Source organism: Pseudomonas sp. FP2294 (assembly GCF_030687625.1).
Taxonomy (GTDB): domain Bacteria; phylum Pseudomonadota; class Gammaproteobacteria; order Pseudomonadales; family Pseudomonadaceae; genus Aquipseudomonas; species Aquipseudomonas shahriarae.
In genome coordinates, this window is the sequence record NZ_CP117441.1 from 156,006 (window position 1) to 175,224 (window position 19,219).

Sequence of the window (19,219 nt, forward strand, 5' to 3'; positions counted from 1 at the left end):
CACACTCAACCGCATTCCTATGTTGGAAATCGGTCGAATGTGGGAGCGGGCTTGCTCGCGAAGGGGCCCTCAACTTCACCCCATCCCTCAGCCCTGCCGCAAAAAGGCCATATCGTTATTCTCTAACGGTATTTAAAGTCACTCTCCTGACTGCCAGAGAGTGATCTTATATCCGCCACCACAGCCGCCTTGCCCACCGCCTAAAGTTACCTGACGCAGTAGAAACAGTACCGGTAAAGCCTGCTACGATTGCGTGCGCTGTACTCCAAACCCATCACGAGTGCTTGGCATGCAATTACCGGATATGAATCTGCTGGTGGCCCTCGACGCCTTGCTCGACGAGGGCAGCGTGGTGGGTGCCGCGCGGCGGATGAACCTGAGCCCGGCGGCGATGAGCCGCACCCTGACGCGCATTCGCGAAGCGGTGGGCGATCCGATCCTGGTGCGCGCCGGTCGCGGTCTGGTGCCCACGCCCAAGGCCCTGGAGTTGCAAGGCCAAGTGCGCAACGTGGTGGAGCAGGCGGCGTTGTTGTTCCGCTCGGCGGACGAGGTCGACCTGAGCACCTTGCGCCGGCGGTTCAGCGTGCGCGCCAATGACTTTTTTGTCGGCGTGTATGGTGGTCGTTTATTCGACACCATGGAGCGGGTGGCGCCCCATTGCGAGCTGCGCTTTGTCCCGGAAGGCGACAGCGATGACGAAGCCTTGCGCGAAGGGCGCCTGGACCTGCGCGTCGGCAACACCATGCCGATTACCCCGGAAGTGAAGGTGCAGAACCTGTTCTCCACCACCTTCGTCGGCCTGGCCCGCGAAGGCCACCCGTTGTTCGACGAAGAAATCACCGCTGCGCGCTTTGCCAGCTATTCCCATATCAGCATCTCGCGGCGCGGTATCGCCCGAGGACCGATCGACACCGCCCTCAGCGCCCAGGGCCTGGAACGCCGGGTGGCGATGATCGCGCCGGGGTTTCACGGTGCGATGTTTATGCTGCCTGACTCCGACCTGATCCTGCCGGTGCCCAAGGAAGCGCTCTACAGCGCCAATCGCCTGAAACTGCCACTGCGCGCATTTACCCTGCCGATTTCCCTGCCGACCCTGGTCCTGACCCAGGCCTGGCACCCGCGTTTCGACAAAGACCCGGCGCACAAATGGCTGCGCGAAACCATGCGCGAAAGCTGCGCCGCGACCTGGCGCGAAGCCCAACCCACCTGACGCCCACGATCAAAATGTGTGGAGCTAGCCAGGCTTGTGTGGGAGCTGGCTTGCCTGCGATAGCGGTGTGTCAGTGACAGATGCCTTAGCTGACACACCGCTATCGCAGGCAAGCCAGCTCCCACATTCAATCATTGCGTCTGGTGCAGTTATAACCTTCCGATAAGTCAGTTTTCGTCATGTCTAAGCCTTATTAAACTGCTCGGGTATTCTATTGCCGAGTTGTACTTTCATGACGTCCCTCGCTGCCCCCGCGCCCTTGGCCGCCGCCAAACCCGCCGCCGTCAGCCCCCCTGTGTTCGGCCCACGGATCATCATCGGCCTGGTCGGCGTGCTGCTGGCGGTGCTGGTCTCGGGCCTGAACGAAATGGTGACCAAGGTCGCCCTCGCCGATATTCGCGGTGCGCTGTACATCGGGTTTGACGAAGGCACCTGGCTGGTCGCGGCCTACACCGCCACCTCCGTCTCGGCCATGGCCTTTGCCCCATGGTGTTCGGTGACGTTTTCGCTGCGCCGTTTCACCCTGTGGGCCATCGGCCTGTTTACCCTGCTGGGGGTGCTTTGCCCGCTGGCGCCGAACTACGAAAGCCTGCTGGTGCTGCGCACCCTGCAAGGCCTGGCCGGCGGCGCGTTGCCGCCGATGCTGATGACCGTGGCCCTGCGGTTTTTGCCGGCCAACGTCAAACTCTACGGCCTGGCCGGCTACGCCCTGACCGCCACCTTCGGTCCCAGCCTCGGTACACCGTTGGCGGCGCTATGGACCGAATACGTAGGCTGGCAGTGGGCGTTCTGGCAGATCGTCGCGCCGTGCCTGCTGGCCATGGCCGCCGTGGCCTATGGCTTGCCCCAGGACCCGTTGCGCCTGGAGCGCCTCAAGCAGTTCAACTGGCGCGGCCTGCTGCTGGGCTTCCCGGCGATCTGCATGCTGGTGATCGGCATCTTGCAGGGCAACCGCCTGGACTGGTTCGAGTCGCCGCTGATCACCACGCTGCTGATTGGCGGGGTGCTGTTGTTGGTGCTGTTCATGCTCAATGAATGGTCACACCCGATGCCGTTCTTCAAGTTGCAGATGCTTGGCCTGCGCAACCTGGCCTTCGCCCTGATCGTGCTGGCCGGGGTGCTGGTGGTGTTGCAGGCGGTGATCATCCTGCCGTCCAGCTACCTGGCGCAGGTGCAGGGCTACCGGCCGCTGCAAACCGCGCCGGTGATGTTGATCATGGCCCTGCCGCAGCTGATCGCGCTGCCCCTGGTGGCCGCCCTGTGCAACCTGCGCTGGGTCGACTGCCGCTGGGTGCTGGGGATTGGCCTGGGCATGCTGACCCTGTCGTGCATCGGCGGCGCGCAACTGACCTCGGCGTGGATTCGTGACGAGTTCTACGTGCTGCAACTGCTGCAAATTTTCGGGCAGCCGATGGCGGTATTGCCGCTGTTGATGCTGTCCACCGGCAGCATCGTGCCCGCCGACGGGCCGTTTGCCTCGGCCTGGTTCAACACGGTCAAGGGCCTGGCGGCGGTGGTCGCCACCGGGGTGATCGAGGTGCTGACCACCCACCGCCTGCATTTCCACTCGACCATGCTGGTGGACGCCCTGGGCAACTCGCCCCTGGCCGACAGCGACGCCACGGGCCTGGCCCACCGGCTGCACCAGCAGGCCGTGGTGCTGACTTCTTCGGATCTTTATTACGTCATGGCCGGTGTCGCGGTGGCGTTGATCCTCCTGATTTTCTGGATGCCGACGCGGATTTTTCCGCCGCGCGCACCCGCTTGATTGCTGACGCAGACCAAGGATTTTTATGAAACGCAAAGACCAGATTGCCGTGACTGTTATCAGCCTATTCGCCGTGGGCGTGCTGGTGTACCTGCTGGCGCCGGGTGTGTTTGGCAGCAAGCGCCAGACCACCAACGACGCCTTCGTCGCCGCCGACTACACCCTGGTGGCGCCGCGGGTCGCCGGGTTTATCAAAGAGGTGTTGGTGGAAGACAACCAACAGGTCAAGGCCGGGCAGTTGCTGGCGCTGATCGACGACCGTGACTTGCGCGCCGCCGCCCAGGCCGCCGATGCCGAGACCCTGATGGCCCAGGCCCAGCTGAAAAACGCGGTGGCCACCCTTGAGCGGCAGAGCTCGGTGATCGCCCAGGCCCAGGCCACGGTGGCCGCCGATCGCGCCGAGGTGGCCTTTGCCGAGCACGAATTGAACCGCTACAACCACCTCGCCGGTGTCGGTGCCGGTACGGTGCAGAACGCCCAGCAAGCCAGGACCCGCATCGACCAGGCCACCGCACGCCTGGCCAACGCCACGGCGGTGTTGGCCGCCGAACGCAAGCAGGTGGAGATTCTCAGCGCCCAGCGCGATGCCGCCGAAGGTGGCTTGAAACGCGCCCAGGCGGCGTTGGAAATGGCCAGCTATCAATTGTCGTACACGCGCATCGTCGCGCCGGTGGATGGCATGGTCGGTGAGCGGGCGGTACGGGTCGGCGCCTTTGTCACCCCGGGCAGCAAGATCCTCGCCGTGGTGCCGTTGGCCGACGCCTATGTGGTGGCCAATTTCCAGGAAAACCAACTGTCCCATATGCACGCCGGCCAGGCGGTTGAAGTGCGGGTCGACAGCCTCGACGGTGAAGTCCTCAACGGCCATCTGGAAAGCCTGGCGCCGGCCACGGGCGTGACCTTCGCCTCGGTCAAACCAGACAACGCCACCGGCAACTTCACCAAGGTGGTGCAGCGCATCCCGGTGAAAATCATCCTGGAGCCGGGTCAGGCACAGGTCCATCGCCTACGGGTCGGGATGTCGGTGGAGGCCAGCGTCAATACCCATCCCACTGCGCAGCAACGTGAGGTGGCGCAGCAATGAGAAAACTCGCGCTGCTTACTCTCAGCCTGATTAGCTTGGGTGCCTGCACCGTCGGCCCGGATTTTAAACGGCCCGATGCCCAGCCAGCGACGCAATGGGCCGAGCCCCAGGGCCGCCAGGCCGCCAGCCGGGCGGTCAGCGACCCGTTGGAAGAACAGTGGTGGGATGTGTTCCACGACCCGCAACTGTCAGCCCTGGTGCGCCGGGCATTGACCGACAACCTCGACCTGAAACTGGCCAGCAGCCGCTTGCAACAGAGCCGCGCAGTACGCCAGGTGACGACCGCCGGGCGCTATCCAGAGCTCAGCGCCGATGGCAACTACGGGCGCAAACGCAATAGCGCCAATGGCCTGAGCGATCCATCCGGCAACAACGGCCGTTCGGCCTTCAACCTGTGGGACGCCGGTTTCGCCGCCTCCTGGGAGCTGGACTTCTGGGGCCGGGTACGGCGTGAAACCGAAGCCGCCGACGCCACCCTGCAAGTGGCGGAAAACGACCGCCGCACGGTGCTGCTATCGGTGCTGGCCGAGACCGCCCAGGACTACATCCAACTGCGCGGCGTGCAAAGCACCCGTGCGGTCACCGAGCAAAACCTCGACGTGGCGCGCCGTAGCCTGAAGCTCTCGCAACTGCGTTTGGCCGATGGCGTGGCCACTCACCTGGATGTCGCTGAAGCCGCTGCGCAAGTAGCCGCCATCGAAGCGCGCCTGCCGGATTTGCAACAGCGTCAGAACCAGTTGATCAATGCCCTGAGCCTGTTGATGGGCCAGGCTCCGCAAGCCTTGCATGCGCAGCTGTCGCCGGACGCCGCGGTGCCCCAGACCCAGCGCCAGGTTGCGATTGGCCTGCCGTCGCAACTGGCACAGCGCCGCCCGGATATCCGCCAGGCCGAGGCGCGCCTGCATGCGGCGACCGCCAGCATCGGCGTGGCCAAAGGTGACTTCTACCCACGGATCACCCTGTCGGGCAGCCTCGGTTCCCAGGCCATGCAATTGTCGGATCTGGGCTCCTGGGGCTCGCGCACCTTTGCTTTCGGCCCGTCGCTGAGCCTGCCGCTGTTCAACGGTGGCCGCCTGCAGGGCATGCTCGACCTGCGCGAAGCCCAGCAGCAGGAAGCGGCCTTGGCGTACCAGCAGACCGTGCTGCGCGCCTGGCATGAAATCGACGACCAGTTGACCCGCTACAACGCCAGCCAACTGCGCCGTGACAGCCTGGCCGAAGCGGTGCGCCAGAACCAGATCGCCCTGGACACCGCCCAGCACCAATACGTCGAAGGGGTGGTGGATTTCGTCAACGTCCTCACGGTGCAGAGCGCGTTGCTGGCGACCCAGGAGCAATGGGTGGAAAGCTCCACCGGCGTGTCCCTGGCCATGGTTGGCTTGTACAAGGCACTGGGCGGGGGCTGGGAGTCGGTGTATCCGGTGCAGACCGCCGGGCGGTAACAGATAAAGTTTTTTGCCAGTCGCGATACAAGCTGTAATGATAATTGCTCTCAATAGTGTATCCGAGCAATTCATGGACACCGCGACTGACGGCCAGCAACAGCTTCATCTCCTGTACCGCGACCATCATGGCTGGCTGCAAGGCTGGTTGCGCAAGCGCCTGGGCGACCGCGAGCACGCCGCCGACGTGGCGCAGGACACCTTCCTGCGCCTGCTGGTGTCGGGGCGTTTTCCCGGTGCCCAAGAAAGCCGCAGCTACCTGACGCAGATCGCCCGCAACCTGGTGATCGACCAATGGCGCCGCTTGCGCATCGAGCGCGCCTACCTGCAAAGCATTGCCCACTTGCCGGAACCCGAGTCGCCGAGCCTGGAAACCCGCGCGTTGATCCTCGAAACCCTGATGCAGATCGACGCCATGCTCGACCGCATGCCCGAGAACGTGCGCCGCGCGTTCCTGCTGTCGCAGTTCGAAGGCCTGACCTACGCGCAGATCGCCGAACGCCTGGGGGTGACGGTCAGCTCGGTGCAGAAGTACATGACCCGCGCGATCATCGCCTGCTACCAGGTGGTCTACGAAGAATGAGAGCCCGCCATGACGCGCCGATTGCCCAGGCTGTGGTCGAGCAGGCCAGCGAGTGGTTGATGCTGCAATGGGGCGGCGAACTCGACGGGGCCCAGCGCCAGGCCTTTGCCCGTTGGCAGGCCGCCGACCCGGAGCATCGTCGTGCCTGGCAGCGTTTGCAGCAGTTGCAGCAGACCTTGGGCGGCGTCCCCGCCGACAGCGCCCGCGCGGTGTTGCGTGACACGCCGGACCCCCAGCGTCGGGCGGCGTTGAAACTGCTTGGGCTGTTGCTGGTGGCCGGCGGCAGCGGCTACCTGGTCCAGGGCAGCCAGCCGTGGCAGGCGGCGTTTGCCGAGCATCGCACCGCCACCGGCGAGATTCGCCACCTGACCCTGAGCGACGGTACCCAGCTGGACCTCAACAGCGACAGCGCCGTCGACCTGCGCTTCAGTGCCACAGAGCGGCGCATCCGCCTGATTCGCGGCGAGATCCTGCTGACCAGCGGCCACGACCCATCCCGGCCGCTGATCGTCGAAACCACCGCGGGCGATATCCAGGCCCTGGGCACCCGCTTTGCCGTGCGCGAACTGCACGACGGCAGCCGCGTCGACCTCTATGAAGGGCGCTTACAGGTCCGCCCGGTGCAGGGTGTGCCGGTGCTGATGAAGGCGGGTGACAGCCTGTGGTTCAGTGCGACACAGACCTCGGCAGTGACCGCGCTGGATGCCAACGCCAGCAGTTGGACCCAGCACCGTCTGATTGCCGAGCGCCAGCCACTGGGGCGGTTTGTGGCTGAGCTGAGTCGCTATCGCCCGGGGTTGTTGCGCTGTGACGAGGCCATCTCCGGCTTGTTACTGACCGGCGTGTTTCCGCTGAATGACACCGACGCGATCCTCGCCGCCCTTGAGCGCTCACTGCCGGTGCGGGTACAGGCGGTGACTCGCTATTGGGTCACCCTCAAAGCCAGGGTTTGACTCGATCAACTGTAGGCGCTGGCTTGCCTGCGATAGCGGTGGGTCAGTTGGCCCATCTGTCACTGATACGCCGCTATCGCAGGCAAGCCAGCTCCTACATTGATGGGTGTTTTGGTGTGGAAAGTCAGTGGGCGCATTTTTTTCCATTTTTCTTTGTCGGTTTTCCAATCCCGTCCGGGTTACCTCTTGAAAGCCAATCAAGAAGCGTTCTCACGGGGAGTCCTGCAATGCCGCACCATCCAATCCAACCCCTGGCCCGCGCCCTGCGTCGTGGCCTGTTTGTCAGTGTGCTGGCGACTGTGCCGCTCGTCCCGACCCTGGTCCAGGCCCAGGAGAGCGCCGGCGAAGCCTTGCGCCAATACAACATCCCTGCCGGCAGCCTGGACCAGGCGTTGAACCGTTTCGCCAGCGCTTCGGGGATTTTGCTCTCGGTGGATGCGTCACTGACGTCCGGCAAGCGCAGCCCTGGCTTGCAGGGGCGCTATGCCACCGGGCCGGGCTTGGAGCGCTTGTTGGCCGGCAGCGGCCTGGTGGCGATGCAGGCGGGGAGCGGTTGGTCGGTGCAGGCCCTCGCGGGGGACGGCGCGATGCAACTGGGGGCGACCCAGATCAGCGCCCAGCAGCACCAGGAAAACGCCTGGGGCCCGGTCGACGGCATCGTCGCCACCCGCAGCGCCACGGGCAGCAAGACCGATGCGGCGCTGGTGGAAATCCCCCAGACCATCAACGTGATCAGCGCCGCTGAAATCAAGGCGCGCGGCGCGCAAAGCGTGACCCAGGCGCTGCTCTACACCCCTGGCATGAGTGCCGGCGGCTTCTCCGACCGGGTGAAGCTGTTCGATGAACCGACATCCCGTGGCTTCTCGCCGACACCCTTGTACCTCGACGGTTTGCACCTGCCTTACGGTGGCGGCAGTACCGGCGGAGCGTTGCAGATCGAGCCCTATTCCCTGGAGCGCATCGAGGTGCTCAAAGGCCCGGCGTCGGTGCTGTACGGGCACAACCAGCCCGGCGGCATCGTCAATATGGTCAGCAAGCGTCCCAGCGAGACCCCGGTGCGCCAGGTGGTACTCGAAGCCGGCACCTACGAGCACAAAAGCGCGGCCATCGACCTCAGTGGTCCGCTGGATGATCAAGGGCAGTTTTTCTATCGCCTTACCGGGCGCCTCAAGGACGAGCAAGGCGAGATCGACTACTTCGAAAACCGCCGCCAATTCATTGCGCCAAGCCTGACCTGGCGGCCCAACGACGACACCAGCCTGACCCTGTTCGCCCAGTACCAGAAAGACAAGGGCATGCCCGAGGCCCAGGGCCTGCCCGCATCCGGCACGGTCTGGCGCAACCCCAACGGCAAGATCGACCGTGATGTGTTTATCGGCGAGCCGGGTGTCAACAAGTACAATCGCGAACAATTTGCCTTCGGCTACGAGTTGTCCCATCGCTTGAACGACACCTGGACCCTCAAGCAAAACGCGCGCTATGCCGAAGTGGACGACCGCTATGTGGCGCCGTTGCACGGCTACCGTTTTGTCGCCAACCCGGCCACTGGCGCCATGGATCAACGCTACCTGGAACGCTTCGGCGTGGACTGGAGGCAGAACAACAAAGTGATTGGCGTGGATAACATCGCCCAGGCCGAATTCACCACTGGCGAGTTCTCCCACACCTTGATCGTGGGTCTGGATTACTACCACTTCAACTCCAGGTTCCTCGGCCTCTACGACCGCACCCCACCGATCATTGATCTATTCAACCCGGTGTATGGCCAGCCGCTGAATTTCGGCCAGCCGTATCGCTGGGACAACACCATCACCCAGACCGGCCTGTACGTGCAGGACCAGATCAAGTGGGACAAATGGGCACTGGTGCTGGGTGGGCGCTATGACTGGGCCAATGTGGTCAACAAGGCGCCGCTGAGCGACGATCGCACCAGCAGCAAGGATCAGGCCTTCACCGGCCGTGCGGGCCTGGTGTACCTGTTCGATAACGGCCTGGCGCCGTTTATCAGTTACTCGGAGTCCTTCCTGCCGCTGTCCGGCACCGATGCCAACCATAAGCCCTTCGACCCGTCCACAGGCAACCAGTACGAAGTCGGGGTGAAGTACCAGCCACCGGGCCAGGAAAGTTTTGTGCAGGTCTCGGTCTATCAACTGGACCAGGAAAACATCCTGACGGCCAACCCGCCGAGCAACTTCAGCAGCCAGAGCGGCGCCATGCGTTCGCGCGGCGTCGAGTTCGAAGCCAAGGCGGTGCTGAACGATTCCTGGGATGTGGTCGCTTCGGCGGCGCGCAACGACATCAAGTACACCAAGGACAACGAAGGTCGCGAAGGCCGCCACCCGGCCGGTATCTCACCGCTGACGGCTGCGTTGTGGGTCAACTACACCGTGATCGGTGACACCCCGCTGGCTGGTCTCGGCGCAGGCCTGGGGGCCCGCTACACGCGCAGCAGCATGGGTGACTACGTTGCCGGCGCGTTCACGGTGCCGTCCTACACCGTCTACGATGCCAGCCTGAGCTACGACCTGGGCGCCTCGGCTCTCAAGCTTAAAGGCGTGAAGTTGGCGATGAATGTGCAGAACCTTGCCAATAAAACCTACGTATCTCGCTGCACCAGCGATCTGGATTGCTACTACGGCGAAGGGCGTACGGTGGTGTCGAGCCTGACTTACGACTGGTAAGACGCTACCCCTGTAGGAACCGGCAAGCCGGCTCCTACAGGGTTCAACCCGGATTCTGCAAAAACACCACATACCCCCGAAACCACTCATTCCCCTGCAAATACCCCGGTTCCTGCCACTGCCCGCCCTGGATCAAGCCAATCTTGAACGGCATTCCCAGCCGGTTCATCCGTGGCAGGTACGCCGCGTAATCCGGGATGCTGTGGCGGCCCTGATAGGTCTGCACCACCACTTCATCCACCACGCCCTTGAGCTGGGCGATGGCGGCCGGGTCGGCGTTGCTGCTCCAGTCCATCAGGCCGGTGATGCTCAGGCGCAAATCCTTTGGCAGGCGCTGGCGCAGGTCTTTGAGGAAGTCGGCGTATTCATGCAGGTGCTGGGTGCGGGCGTCGAAGTCGATCTGGATGCCCACCACCGGGTTGCCCGCTGCGCGCCAGCGTTGCACCTGGCCGAGCATTTTTGTGTAGACCGGCTCTGGCCAGCGCAAGGTGTGGGCGCGGTAGACAATCCACACCTCGCCCTGGCGGATGCGCGGCACGCTCATGCCCTGGGCGATGAACTGTACGCCGCGTTCGGGCTGGCGGCGGGTCGAGTTGATCTGGCCCTGGAGGATGTACAGCGTCTTGGCCTGCTTGAGCACTGGCTGTGGCGCGACCCCGCTCCACAGCCAGAAGGCCTCATAGTCGCGGGCATCGACCGCGCCGAAGGCCGGGCTCGCCAGTACCAGCAGCGCCAGCCAGAAACCTTTCACCGGCTTACCAGTAGTACTGCAGCGACTTGCCCCACTGGGTGTCGGCAAACCCGGTTTTCAACTGGCGGAACCAGCCCTTGCGCACCGCCTTGTCCACATCTTCGCCGCCGCAGCTGTTGTAGCCCGACGGCGCATAGCAGTTGATCGCCCGGAACAGTGCATAGGCCTTGTCGTCACGGGGCGCCTTGGGGTTGGCGATGACTTGTTTGTAACCCTCGAGCCGGGAGAAGGTTTCGCCTTTGAAGGCCGATGCGGTGCTGCCCAGGCTACCGGCCGAGCGCACTTCTTCCAGGGGCATGCCATCCAGGCCGTTGCGCAGGATGAACTCACCCAGGCAGTTGAGGCCGTGGGGGTTTTTCGGCTCGCTCTGCAAGGTGCTGGCGGTTTGCGCGATGGTCGGGCAGGTGTAGCCGGAGGCGGCCTTGTCGCCGCTCCAGCGGAACAACGTCAGTGCCTGACCGCCGTCGTACACATAGCCCAGGCTGGTGCCGATCTTGTCGGCGGCAGGCGAGGCCGGCAGTTGCTGCAAGTCCTCGGCAAAGGTCGCGAACTGGCCGCGCAGCAGGTCTTTGTAGAGCAAGACAAATTGCGCGGTACTGCGCTCCAGCGGGTCGCTGGCCTGGCTGATTTGCTGGCGCAGCAACTCGGGCCCGGCCACGCTGCGCAGCAGGATATAGCGCACTTGCTTGGTCTGGATCGGCGAGTCGGCGGCGAACACCTTGGCCAATTGGCCGCTGCGTTCGTAGTTCATCGCCAGGGCCAGTTCCAGTTGGTCGCGCTGCAAGGGCTGCTTGGCCAGGGGTAGCAGTTGCAGCCACAGCGCCTCGGCGCCTTTCCAGTCCTGCTTGGCTTCCAGGGCCAGGCCGCGCAGGGTTTGCTGGCTGAAGGCCAAGTAATCCAGGCTCGACGGCAGCTCTTGTGGCAGATGTTTCAACGCGTTGTCTGGCTGGTGCTCGACATACAGGGCGAACGCCGCCTGCAAGTAGTCGTACAGCGCCGGCTCGTTGGCAAACGCGGCCTTTTGCCCGTCGAGAGTGGCGCGGGTCAGCTTGGGCGGGTTGTTGGCGCGCATCCACATCAGGTCGTTGATCGCCAGCAACAATGGGTTGCGGATGGTCTCGGCGTAGCTGGTCAGCAGCTTGTTGTCGGTTTCTTCCACCAGTTCATCAATGGAGCCATTGCGCTCGGCATCGCTGGCCTCGGTCAGTTGCCAGGCGTAATCGTCCGCCAGCTTGCTCGCATCGCCCGCCAACCAGTGCACCCGGCGCAACAGGCCACGGGCGGAAGGGGCGTACTCACCCTGTGGATAAGTTTTCAGGTAGCTGAGGAAACTGTGCTCGGCTTCGTCCAGCGCGGACTTATCCACAGCCTGGCGCTGGGGTAGGCCGTATTCATCGAAGGCGTTTTCCTGGGCATGGTTGAGCGACGCGCGGGCGATCATGTACACCGCCGTTTCTTTGAGCCATGGCAGTGTGGTCAGGGTCACCGCAGCAAACCCGCGCTCGGCATACACAAAGCGCCCGCTGTAAAAGTCGGAAGCGGCGAGCAGGTAGGTGGTCAGCTCGCGACCCTGGGTGGAAGTGATCAACTGCGGCTCCAGCAGCACTTCCCCCTGCCAGTCGCAGGTGCCGAGCAATTTCAGGCGCGCATTGGCCAGCAGCACTCGCTCATTCGCCGGCACATCGGCCTTGATCACTTGGCGCACAAAGTCGGTGGCACTCTGCACATTGTTGCTGCGGCAGCGGCTGCCTTCGCCCCACAAAAACTGATCGCCTGCCGCCGCCGTGGCCTCGCGCTGGATGCCCAGCGAGGCCAACAGTTGCGCAAGCTCCGTGCCTTGCTCTTCGCCCGTCTGCCCTTCGGGCGGGTGCGGCACCAGGCGATACACCGGGAACGGCACCGGGCCGAAGCCCTGGGCCAGGTCATCTTCACCCAGCGCATTAGGGGTCAGGGGCGCGTTCTTTTTTGCCGCGAGCAACAGGCGCAGGTTGGTCCGGCTGTCATTGCCGGGGCTCAGGAATGGCATGTTGCTGCAGGCGGTCAGCGAATCCTGGGACACGCGCCAGTCGGGGTAGCACGAGTCGTCGCCGCTGGCCTGGGCCTGCAGGGAAAAGGCGGCACACAGTGCCAGGGTCAGGGATGACAGAAGACCGATGCGCATGAATTGTCCTTATTCCGGGAGTCCGTGAATGCCACTGGGCGAAAGGTGAAGATGATAGCGTGAACATTGCAAAATGTTGCACGAATGGCTGCCAATCTGTGGGTTTTATCGGTCTAGACTGAGGGCAATCACTGATTTTTTGGAGTTGCCATGCAATCGCCTGTTCACAGCCTGCCGTCGTTGTTCAAACAGCTCGGGCTGCCCGATGACGCCACCAGCATTGAGCGTTTTGTTGCGGTGCATTCGCCGCTCAAGCCGGAGTTGAAACTCGAAGATGCGTTTTTCTGGACGGGTAGCCAGAAGGCGTTTCTACGCGAAGAAATTCTGGAGGATGCGGATTGGGCGGAAGTGGTGGATGAGTTGAATGTGCTGTTGCGCAGCAGCCGTGCTTAAGTGAACTCATTCGAATGTGGCAGCTGTCTAGCCCGAGCGAGGCTGCGATAGCGGTGGATCAGCCAACATCAATGCCAGCAGTGCTACTGCCACCGCAGCCTCGCCAAGGCTCGACAGCTCCCACAGAGGCGGCGCGTTATAGGGGCTCCACCGCCTATCTGTGAATTTGTATCAAAACTTGACGAGATTCCATTCCTCCACCATATTGATAGTTAGCAAACTAACTGTATGCGAATGACCTCGTGCCTCAAACCCTCGAAACCCTTCATATGAGCCTCAGCAGCAGCATGGTGGCGGGCGCCCGTAACTGGCGCAAAATCTGCCAGGCCACGCTGGTGAGCTACGGTATTTCCGAAGCCTGTGCGGTGCCTTTACTGATGATCGGCCGTCTCGGCGACGGCGTGCATCAAGTCAAGGTGGCCCAGGCTTCGGGGATGGAAAGCCCGTCCCTGGTACGCCTGCTCGACCAACTGTGCAGTGCCGGCCTGGTGTGCCGCAGCGAAGACCTGCACGACCGCCGCGCCAAGGCGTTGAGCCTGACCGAGCGCGGCCGCGAGTTGGTGCAGGCGGTCGAAGCCCAGCTGGTGCGCTTGCGCCATGAAGTGCTGGCAGACATGGCCCCTGCCGATCTGGAAGCCGCGTTGCGCGTGCTGCATGCTTTTGAAGCAGCCAACCACCCACCGTTGGTCGTGGCTTCTTGAACGGATTTTTTACCGGCATGCCGCCGGCCCGGGATTGGTTCTACGGTGTGCGTACTTTCGCGGCGTCGATGATTGCCCTGTATATCGCCATGCTGATGCAAATGCCGCGTCCGTATTGGGCGATGGCCACGGTGTATATCGTCTCCAGCCCGTTTGTCGGGCCCACCAGTTCCAAGGCCTTGTACCGTGCCATCGGCACCTTTCTCGGGGCGATGGCCGCGGTGTTTTTCGTGCCGCTGTTTGTGCAGACACCGTTCCTGCTGGTGGTGGTGATTGCGTTGTGGACTGGCATTTTGCTGTTTCTGTCCCTGCATTTGCGTACCGCCAACAGCTACGCCTTGATGCTGGCGGGCTACACCTTGCCGTTGATCGCCTTGCCGGTGGTGGATAACCCCCTGGCGGTGTGGGATGTGGCCGAGGCGCGTACCGAAGAAATCTTCCTTGGCATCGCCGTAGCGGCGGTGGTCGGCGCGATGTTCTGGCCACGGCGCCTGGCACCGGTGTTCGATGACTCGGTGCGTAAATGGTTTGCCGACGCGACGATCTACAGCCAGCGCTTCCTCAATCGCAACGTACAGCCCGAGGAAGTCAGCAGCCTGCGCGGCGGCATGGTCGCGACCTTTAACACCCTGGAATTGATGATCGGCCAACTGCCCCACGAAGGCGCGCGGCCACAAACGGTGCGCAACACCAAGGAGCTGCGCGGGCGCATGATCCATCTGTTGCCGGTGGTGGATGCCCTGGATGACGCGCTGTATGCCCTGGAGCGCCGCACCCCGGAGTTGGTCGGCAAGTTCGCGCCGCTGCTGGCGGCCACCACCGAGTGGCTGCAAAGCACAACCGATGAGGCGCCGGTCGAACGCTGGCGCGTCCTGCGTGACCAGCTCGAAGCCCTGCAACCCGACGCCGAGGCCCTGGACGACCGTCATCAGTTGCTGTTTTCCAACGCGCTGCATCGCCTCGGCGAGTGGATCGACCTGTGGCAAGACTGCCGCAGCCTGCAAGCCGCCATCCACAGTGAAAGCCAGGCCCCGTGGCGCGCGGTCTATCGTCACTGGCGCCTGGGCCGGCTGACGCCGTTCCTTGATCGCGGCCTGATGCTCTACTCGGCGTTTTCCACGGTCAGCGCGATTATCGTCGCCTCGGTGCTGTGGATTCTGCTGGGCTGGACCGATGGCGGCAGCGCAGTGATCCTCGCGGCGGTGGCGTGCAGTTTCTTCGCCTCGATGGACGACCCGGCGCCGCAGATCTACCGGTTCTTTTTCTGGACGGCGATGTCGGTGCTGTTCGCCAGCCTCTACTTATTCCTGATCCTGCCCAACCTGCATGATTTTCCGATGCTGGTGCTGGCGTTTGCGGTGCCCTTTATCTGGGTCGGCACCCTGACGGTGCAACCGCGTTTCTACCTGGGCATGCTGCTGACCATCGTCAACACCTCGTCCTTTATCAGCATCCAGGGCGCCTACGACGCGGATTTTCTGAGTTTCGCCAACTCCAACCTCGCCGGCCCGGTGGGCTTGCTGTTTGCCTTTGTCTGGACCCTGATCGCGCGGCCCTTTGGCGCTGAGCTGGCGGCCAAGCGCCTGACCCGTTTCAGCTGGCGCGATATTGTCGGCCTCACGCAGCCGGCCACCCTCGCCGAGCACCGGCGCCTGGGCGTGCAAATGCTCGACCGCCTGATGCAGCACCTGCCGCGCCTGGCCATGACCGGCCAGGACACCGGCGTCGCCCTGCGCGAGCTGCGCGTGGCGCTGAACCTGCTCGACCTGCTGGCCTACGCACCCCGCATCCTCGGCGTGCCGCGAGTGTTGCTCGACCAGGTGGTGGCCGAGGTCGGCGAGTACTTCAAGGCGTGCCTGAAGGCCGGTGAGCGCCTGCCGGCCCCCAGCGGTCTGCTGATGACCCTGGACCGCACCCGCCGCGCCCTCAACGGCCAGGGCCTGCAAGGCGAGGGCGAAACCCGCCTGCACCTGCTGCACGCCCTCAGCGGTTTGCGCCTGGCGCTGTTGCCCGGCGTGGAGTTTGTCAGTACAGGCGAGATGGACGCGCCGTTACCCGATGGAGCGCCTCTATGATCGGTGACCTGGATATCAGCGGGGTGTTCCTGCCCACGCTGCTGGTGCTGATGGGCATTACGTATGGCTTTTACCTGGTGGTGCACGGGTTGTTGACCCGCGTCCACTTCTACCGCCTGGTCTGGCACCGGGCATTATTCAATGTGGCTCTCTACGCGCTGTTGCTGGGCGCTGTGGACTCACTCAGTCGATACCTGATGACATGAAAAAACCTTTTTTGACGATCGGCCGTGTGGTCCTGACGTTGCTGGTAGTGACCTTTGCCTGCGTCGTGGTCTGGCGCATGGTCATGTACTACATGTTCGCCCCCTGGACCCGCGACGGGCATATCCGCGCCGACATCGTGCAGATCGCCCCGGACGTGTCCGGGCTGATCCAGCAAGTGGATGTGCGCGATAACCAACTGGTGACCCGGGGCCAGGTGCTGTTCTCCGTGGACCAGGACCGTTTCAAGCTCGCCCTGCGCCAGGCCCAGGCGGCCGTGGCCGACCGCCAGGAAACCCTGGCCCAGGCCCAGCGTGAAGCCAGGCGCAACCGCGGCCTGGGCAACCTGGTGGCCAGCGAGCAACTGGAAGAAAGCCAGTCCCGCGTGGCCCGCGCCCAGTCGGCCCTGGCCGAGGCGCAGGTGACGGTGGATAGCGCCCAGCTCAACCTCGACCGCTCGGTGATCCGCAGCCCGGTGGACGGCTACGTCAACGACCGTGCGCCTCGGGCCCAGGAGTTCGTGACCGCCGGGCACCCGGTGTTGTCGGTGGTGGACAGCAATTCCTTCCACATCGACGGCTACTTTGAAGAGACCAAACTGGACGGCATCCATGTCGGCCAGAGCGTGGATATCCGTGTGATTGGCGACAACGCCCGTTTGCGCGGGCATGTACAAAGCATCGTCGCCGGCATCGAAGACCGCGACCGCACCAGCGGCTCCAACCTGCTGCCCAACGTCAACCCGGCGTTCAGCTGGGTGCGCCTGGCCCAGCGGATCCCGGTGCGTATCGCCTTTGATGATGTGCCGGCGGACTTCCGCATGATTGCCGGGCGCACGGCCACCGTGTCGATCATGGATGACCAGTCCAAGTCCGGAGACCAGCCATGAAGCAACTGCTGGCGACCGCTGGGCTGGGGCTGCTGTTGTCGGCCTGCCAGGTAGTGGGCCCGGATTACCAGTTGCCGGATGCAGCCGCCGTCAACCGTGGCGACCTGCAGGGCCAACTGGCCGGGCAGGGCAGTAATGTGGTCTCGGCGCCGGTGCCCGCCGACTGGTGGAAGTTGTACCAGGACCCGCGCCTGGATGAACTGGTGCGCCAGGCCATGGCCTCCAACACCGACCTGCGCGTGGCGGCGGCCAACCTGCAACGGGCGCGCTTCCAGGTGCAGGAAGCGCAATCGGCGGGAGGCTGGAGCGGCGGGGTCAAGCTCGGCGCCCAGCGTTTGCAGGAGTCCGGCGAGGCTTTTTTGCAGGCGAACAAAGTGCCGGTGGCGAATGTCGGTGATATCGGCATCACCACCTCCTATCAGTTCGACCTGTTCGGCACCTTGCAGCGCGGCATCGAAGGTGCCCAGGCCAATGCCGACGCGACCCAAGCCGCGGTGGATACCGCACGCATCACCCTGGTAGCGGACGTGGTGCGCTCCTACACCCAGGTGTGTGCAGCCAATGAAGAGCTGCACATCGCCCGCCAGTCTCTCGACCTGCAAGCCCAGAGCACGCGCCTGACCCAGCGCCTGCGCGATGCGGGGCGTGGCGATGAAACCCAGGTCACCCGCTCACAAACCCAATTCAAGTCTTTGCGCGCTGAACTGCCGCGCTTTGAGGCGGCGCGCCAGGCCGGTTTGTTCCGCCTGTCGATGCTCCTGGCCAAACCCCTGGACCAATTGCCGGCCGGCACCCGCGATTGCGCCGAGTTGCCGCAGATTGCCCAGTTGCTGCCGGTGGGCGACGGCGCCACCCTGCTCAAGCGCCGCCCTGACGTGCGCCAGGCCGAACGCCGACTGGCGGCGGCGACGGCGGGCATTGGCGTGGCCACCGGCGAGTTGTACCCGGATATCAGCATCGGCGCCTCCATCGGCACCGTGGGCATTATCGACAACCTCGGCAAACCGGCCGCCAACCGCTGGGGCTTCGGCCCGCTGTTGAGCTGGACGGTGCCGTCCAACGGCTCGCGTGCGCGCATCCACGAAGCCGAAGCCGCGACCCAGGGCGCCTTGGCGCACTTCGATGGAGTGGTGCTCAATGCCATCCGCGAGACCCAGACCGGGCTTGCGCAATACACTGCCCAACTGCAGCGCCGCGATGCCCTGGCCGAGGCCGAGCAGTCGGCGCAACAGGCCGCCGACCAGACGCACCGCTTCTTCCAGGCCGGGCGCGAGTCGTTCCTCGCCGACCTGCAAGCCACGCGCACCTACACCGATATGCGTGCGCAACTGGCTCAGGCCAACACCCAAGTGGCGATGAGCCAGATCGACCTGTTCCTGGCCCTGGGCGGCGGCTGGGAAAGCGGACGAACGCAAGGCACACAACCCGGCAAACCCTGAGGCGGTTGCTATGCTTTGATCAGACGGGCTTGCGTGATGGCCCGCTGATCACTGCCTGCGTTGCTCATGGGGATTCCAATAATGAAAAACCCTTATGCTCCCGCGTTCTGGTGCGTGCTCTTCGCACTGGTGTTGTTATCGGCGACTTACTTTTACGGCGTCATGCTGGCCCATCAACTGGATAAGGCCATGGTGTTCCTCGACAGCGCCTGTGCGTTGATCGCCGCGTTGTCCATTGGCGTGGTGGCCTGGGCCTCCTACCAGGGCCAGCGCACCCAGAAAAAAATCCTCGAACAAGGCAAGACGCGGGTGGCGATCTGGGACACCAAGGTCGCCCTGCGTCGGGTCGAAACCGTGTTTGACCGCTATTTCTGGGGCAGCTACTGGCAGCCTGGGCGCACCTTCCAGGAAGTCATGGGCGAACTGACCGGCACGCCCCTGGAAAAAAGCCTCGAAGCCTTGAAGCAACAATGCGTGGTACTCGACCGACAAGTGGCCGAAGGGCGGCACTGGCTGAACAACGCCCGGGAACTGTCCGACGTCGCCACCGCCATGGCCCGCGAGCGTTACCAACTGGACTTCTACGACCCCAAGGCGGATACGCCGGGCAATGCGGTGATTCACCGCGAGTTTGAAGTGCTGGTGTACACCTGGACGGCGCGGCTGAAGAGTTTTGATCACCAACTCGACGAAATCGAGATGGAATACTCCTGACCCAGGGCTGAGTCCGGTGGATCTGATAAAACTCAGTGAGTCTTATTGGGACTGCTACGCGGCCCAACGGGGGCAAGCCCCCTTGCCACAATGTTCCATTTCCATCCCCTGGGCCGCGTTGTCCGCCACAAGAGATTGCAACGAGCCCCCCCGCCAGTGCTAACCTTGCCC

General features: G+C 63.7%; 16 protein-coding genes. 14 read left to right on the forward strand and 2 right to left on the reverse strand.

Annotated features, from left to right (window positions below; translation table 11 throughout):
- Positions 1–289: 289 nt before the first annotated feature.
- From PSH73_RS00660 to PSH73_RS00690, 7 genes are all read left to right on the forward strand, one after another.
- The gene (locus PSH73_RS00660; RefSeq protein WP_057444856.1) at positions 290–1,210 is read left to right on the forward strand and encodes a LysR family transcriptional regulator; all 921 of its coding nucleotides are present in this window, start codon (positions 290–292) and stop codon (positions 1,208–1,210) included.
- A 232-nt stretch (positions 1,211–1,442) separates the two neighbouring features.
- Positions 1,443–2,978, forward strand: a complete 1,536-nt coding sequence (locus PSH73_RS00665; RefSeq protein WP_198818449.1) for an MFS transporter — start codon at positions 1,443–1,445, stop codon at positions 2,976–2,978.
- Between the two features lie 25 nt (positions 2,979–3,003).
- Positions 3,004–4,062: an HlyD family secretion protein gene (locus PSH73_RS00670; RefSeq protein ID WP_057438939.1), complete on the forward strand. Its 1,059-nt coding sequence runs from the start codon at positions 3,004–3,006 to the stop codon at positions 4,060–4,062.
- Complete coding sequence (locus PSH73_RS00675) at positions 4,059–5,504, forward strand: efflux transporter outer membrane subunit (protein ID WP_305461748.1); 1,446 nt, start codon at positions 4,059–4,061, stop codon at positions 5,502–5,504. Before PSH73_RS00670 ends, PSH73_RS00675 begins: the two co-directional genes overlap by 4 nt.
- A 73-nt stretch (positions 5,505–5,577) precedes the next feature.
- A complete protein-coding gene (locus PSH73_RS00680) occupies positions 5,578–6,087 on the forward strand; it encodes a sigma-70 family RNA polymerase sigma factor (RefSeq protein WP_057438940.1) in 510 nt (169 codons plus the stop codon).
- Entirely contained in the window at positions 6,084–7,040 is a 957-nt protein-coding gene (locus tag PSH73_RS00685; protein WP_216312612.1) for a FecR domain-containing protein, read from the forward strand. Before PSH73_RS00680 ends, PSH73_RS00685 begins: the two co-directional genes overlap by 4 nt.
- A 227-nt stretch (positions 7,041–7,267) precedes the next feature.
- A complete protein-coding gene (locus PSH73_RS00690; protein WP_198791998.1) occupies positions 7,268–9,721 on the forward strand; it encodes a TonB-dependent siderophore receptor in 2,454 nt (817 codons plus the stop codon).
- 43 nt (positions 9,722–9,764) lie between these two features.
- Here the strand turns inward: PSH73_RS00690 and PSH73_RS00695 are convergent, their stop codons facing one another.
- Entirely contained in the window at positions 9,765–10,472 is a 708-nt protein-coding gene (locus PSH73_RS00695; RefSeq protein ID WP_198791997.1) for a DUF3142 domain-containing protein, read from the reverse strand.
- Positions 10,473–10,476: 4 nt separating this feature from the next.
- On the reverse strand, positions 10,477–12,633 hold the full coding sequence (locus PSH73_RS00700) for a hypothetical protein (RefSeq protein ID WP_057957940.1): 2,157 nt from the start codon (positions 12,631–12,633) through the stop codon (positions 10,477–10,479).
- Between the two features lie 150 nt (positions 12,634–12,783).
- Here PSH73_RS00700 and PSH73_RS00705 point away from each other — a divergent pair, with 150 nt between their 5' ends.
- The 7 genes from PSH73_RS00705 (at position 12,784) to PSH73_RS00735 (ending at position 19,048) form a co-directional block, all read left to right on the forward strand.
- Positions 12,784–13,026, forward strand: a complete 243-nt coding sequence (locus tag PSH73_RS00705; RefSeq protein ID WP_057957941.1) for a DUF2789 domain-containing protein — start codon at positions 12,784–12,786, stop codon at positions 13,024–13,026.
- Positions 13,027–13,295: 269 nt separating this feature from the next.
- Entirely contained in the window at positions 13,296–13,727 is a 432-nt protein-coding gene (locus tag PSH73_RS00710) for a MarR family winged helix-turn-helix transcriptional regulator (RefSeq protein ID WP_057438945.1), read from the forward strand.
- Positions 13,724–15,802: an FUSC family protein gene (locus PSH73_RS00715; RefSeq protein WP_198818445.1), complete on the forward strand. Its 2,079-nt coding sequence runs from the start codon at positions 13,724–13,726 to the stop codon at positions 15,800–15,802. Before PSH73_RS00710 ends, PSH73_RS00715 begins: the two co-directional genes overlap by 4 nt.
- Entirely contained in the window at positions 15,799–16,008 is a 210-nt protein-coding gene (locus tag PSH73_RS00720; protein ID WP_057438946.1) for a DUF1656 domain-containing protein, read from the forward strand. Before PSH73_RS00715 ends, PSH73_RS00720 begins: the two co-directional genes overlap by 4 nt.
- Positions 16,005–16,895, forward strand: coding sequence for an efflux RND transporter periplasmic adaptor subunit (locus PSH73_RS00725; RefSeq protein WP_200659218.1), 891 nt, complete (start codon positions 16,005–16,007; stop codon positions 16,893–16,895). Before PSH73_RS00720 ends, PSH73_RS00725 begins: the two co-directional genes overlap by 4 nt.
- Positions 16,892–18,334, forward strand: a complete 1,443-nt coding sequence (locus tag PSH73_RS00730; protein ID WP_057957944.1) for an efflux transporter outer membrane subunit — start codon at positions 16,892–16,894, stop codon at positions 18,332–18,334. Before PSH73_RS00725 ends, PSH73_RS00730 begins: the two co-directional genes overlap by 4 nt.
- An 81-nt stretch (positions 18,335–18,415) precedes the next feature.
- Complete coding sequence (locus PSH73_RS00735; protein ID WP_057438948.1) at positions 18,416–19,048, forward strand: hypothetical protein; 633 nt, start codon at positions 18,416–18,418, stop codon at positions 19,046–19,048.
- The last annotated feature ends 171 nt before the right edge of the window (positions 19,049–19,219 follow it).

Bases quoted from the DNA above. Each gene is read 5' to 3' on its own strand.
- PSH73_RS00725 (WP_200659218.1), top strand. From the start codon at position 16,005: ATGAAAAAACCTTTTTTGACGATCGGCCGTGTGGTCCTGACGTTGCTG.
- PSH73_RS00720 (WP_057438946.1), top strand. From the start codon at position 15,799: ATGATCGGTGACCTGGATATCAGCGGGGTGTTCCTGCCCACGCTGCTG.
- PSH73_RS00710 (WP_057438945.1), top strand. From the start codon at position 13,296: ATGAGCCTCAGCAGCAGCATGGTGGCGGGCGCCCGTAACTGGCGCAAA.
- PSH73_RS00730 (WP_057957944.1), top strand. From the start codon at position 16,892: ATGAAGCAACTGCTGGCGACCGCTGGGCTGGGGCTGCTGTTGTCGGCC.
- PSH73_RS00735 (WP_057438948.1), top strand. From the start codon at position 18,416: ATGAAAAACCCTTATGCTCCCGCGTTCTGGTGCGTGCTCTTCGCACTG.
- PSH73_RS00685 (WP_216312612.1), top strand. From the start codon at position 6,084: ATGAGAGCCCGCCATGACGCGCCGATTGCCCAGGCTGTGGTCGAGCAG.
- PSH73_RS00670 (WP_057438939.1), top strand. From the start codon at position 3,004: ATGAAACGCAAAGACCAGATTGCCGTGACTGTTATCAGCCTATTCGCC.
- PSH73_RS00690 (WP_198791998.1), top strand. From the start codon at position 7,268: ATGCCGCACCATCCAATCCAACCCCTGGCCCGCGCCCTGCGTCGTGGC.
- PSH73_RS00675 (WP_305461748.1), top strand. From the start codon at position 4,059: ATGAGAAAACTCGCGCTGCTTACTCTCAGCCTGATTAGCTTGGGTGCC.
- PSH73_RS00660 (WP_057444856.1), top strand. From the start codon at position 290: ATGCAATTACCGGATATGAATCTGCTGGTGGCCCTCGACGCCTTGCTC.
- PSH73_RS00705 (WP_057957941.1), top strand. From the start codon at position 12,784: ATGCAATCGCCTGTTCACAGCCTGCCGTCGTTGTTCAAACAGCTCGGG.
- PSH73_RS00665 (WP_198818449.1), top strand. From the start codon at position 1,443: ATGACGTCCCTCGCTGCCCCCGCGCCCTTGGCCGCCGCCAAACCCGCC.
- PSH73_RS00680 (WP_057438940.1), top strand. From the start codon at position 5,578: ATGGACACCGCGACTGACGGCCAGCAACAGCTTCATCTCCTGTACCGC.
- PSH73_RS00700 (WP_057957940.1), bottom strand. From the start codon at position 12,633: ATGCGCATCGGTCTTCTGTCATCCCTGACCCTGGCACTGTGTGCCGCC.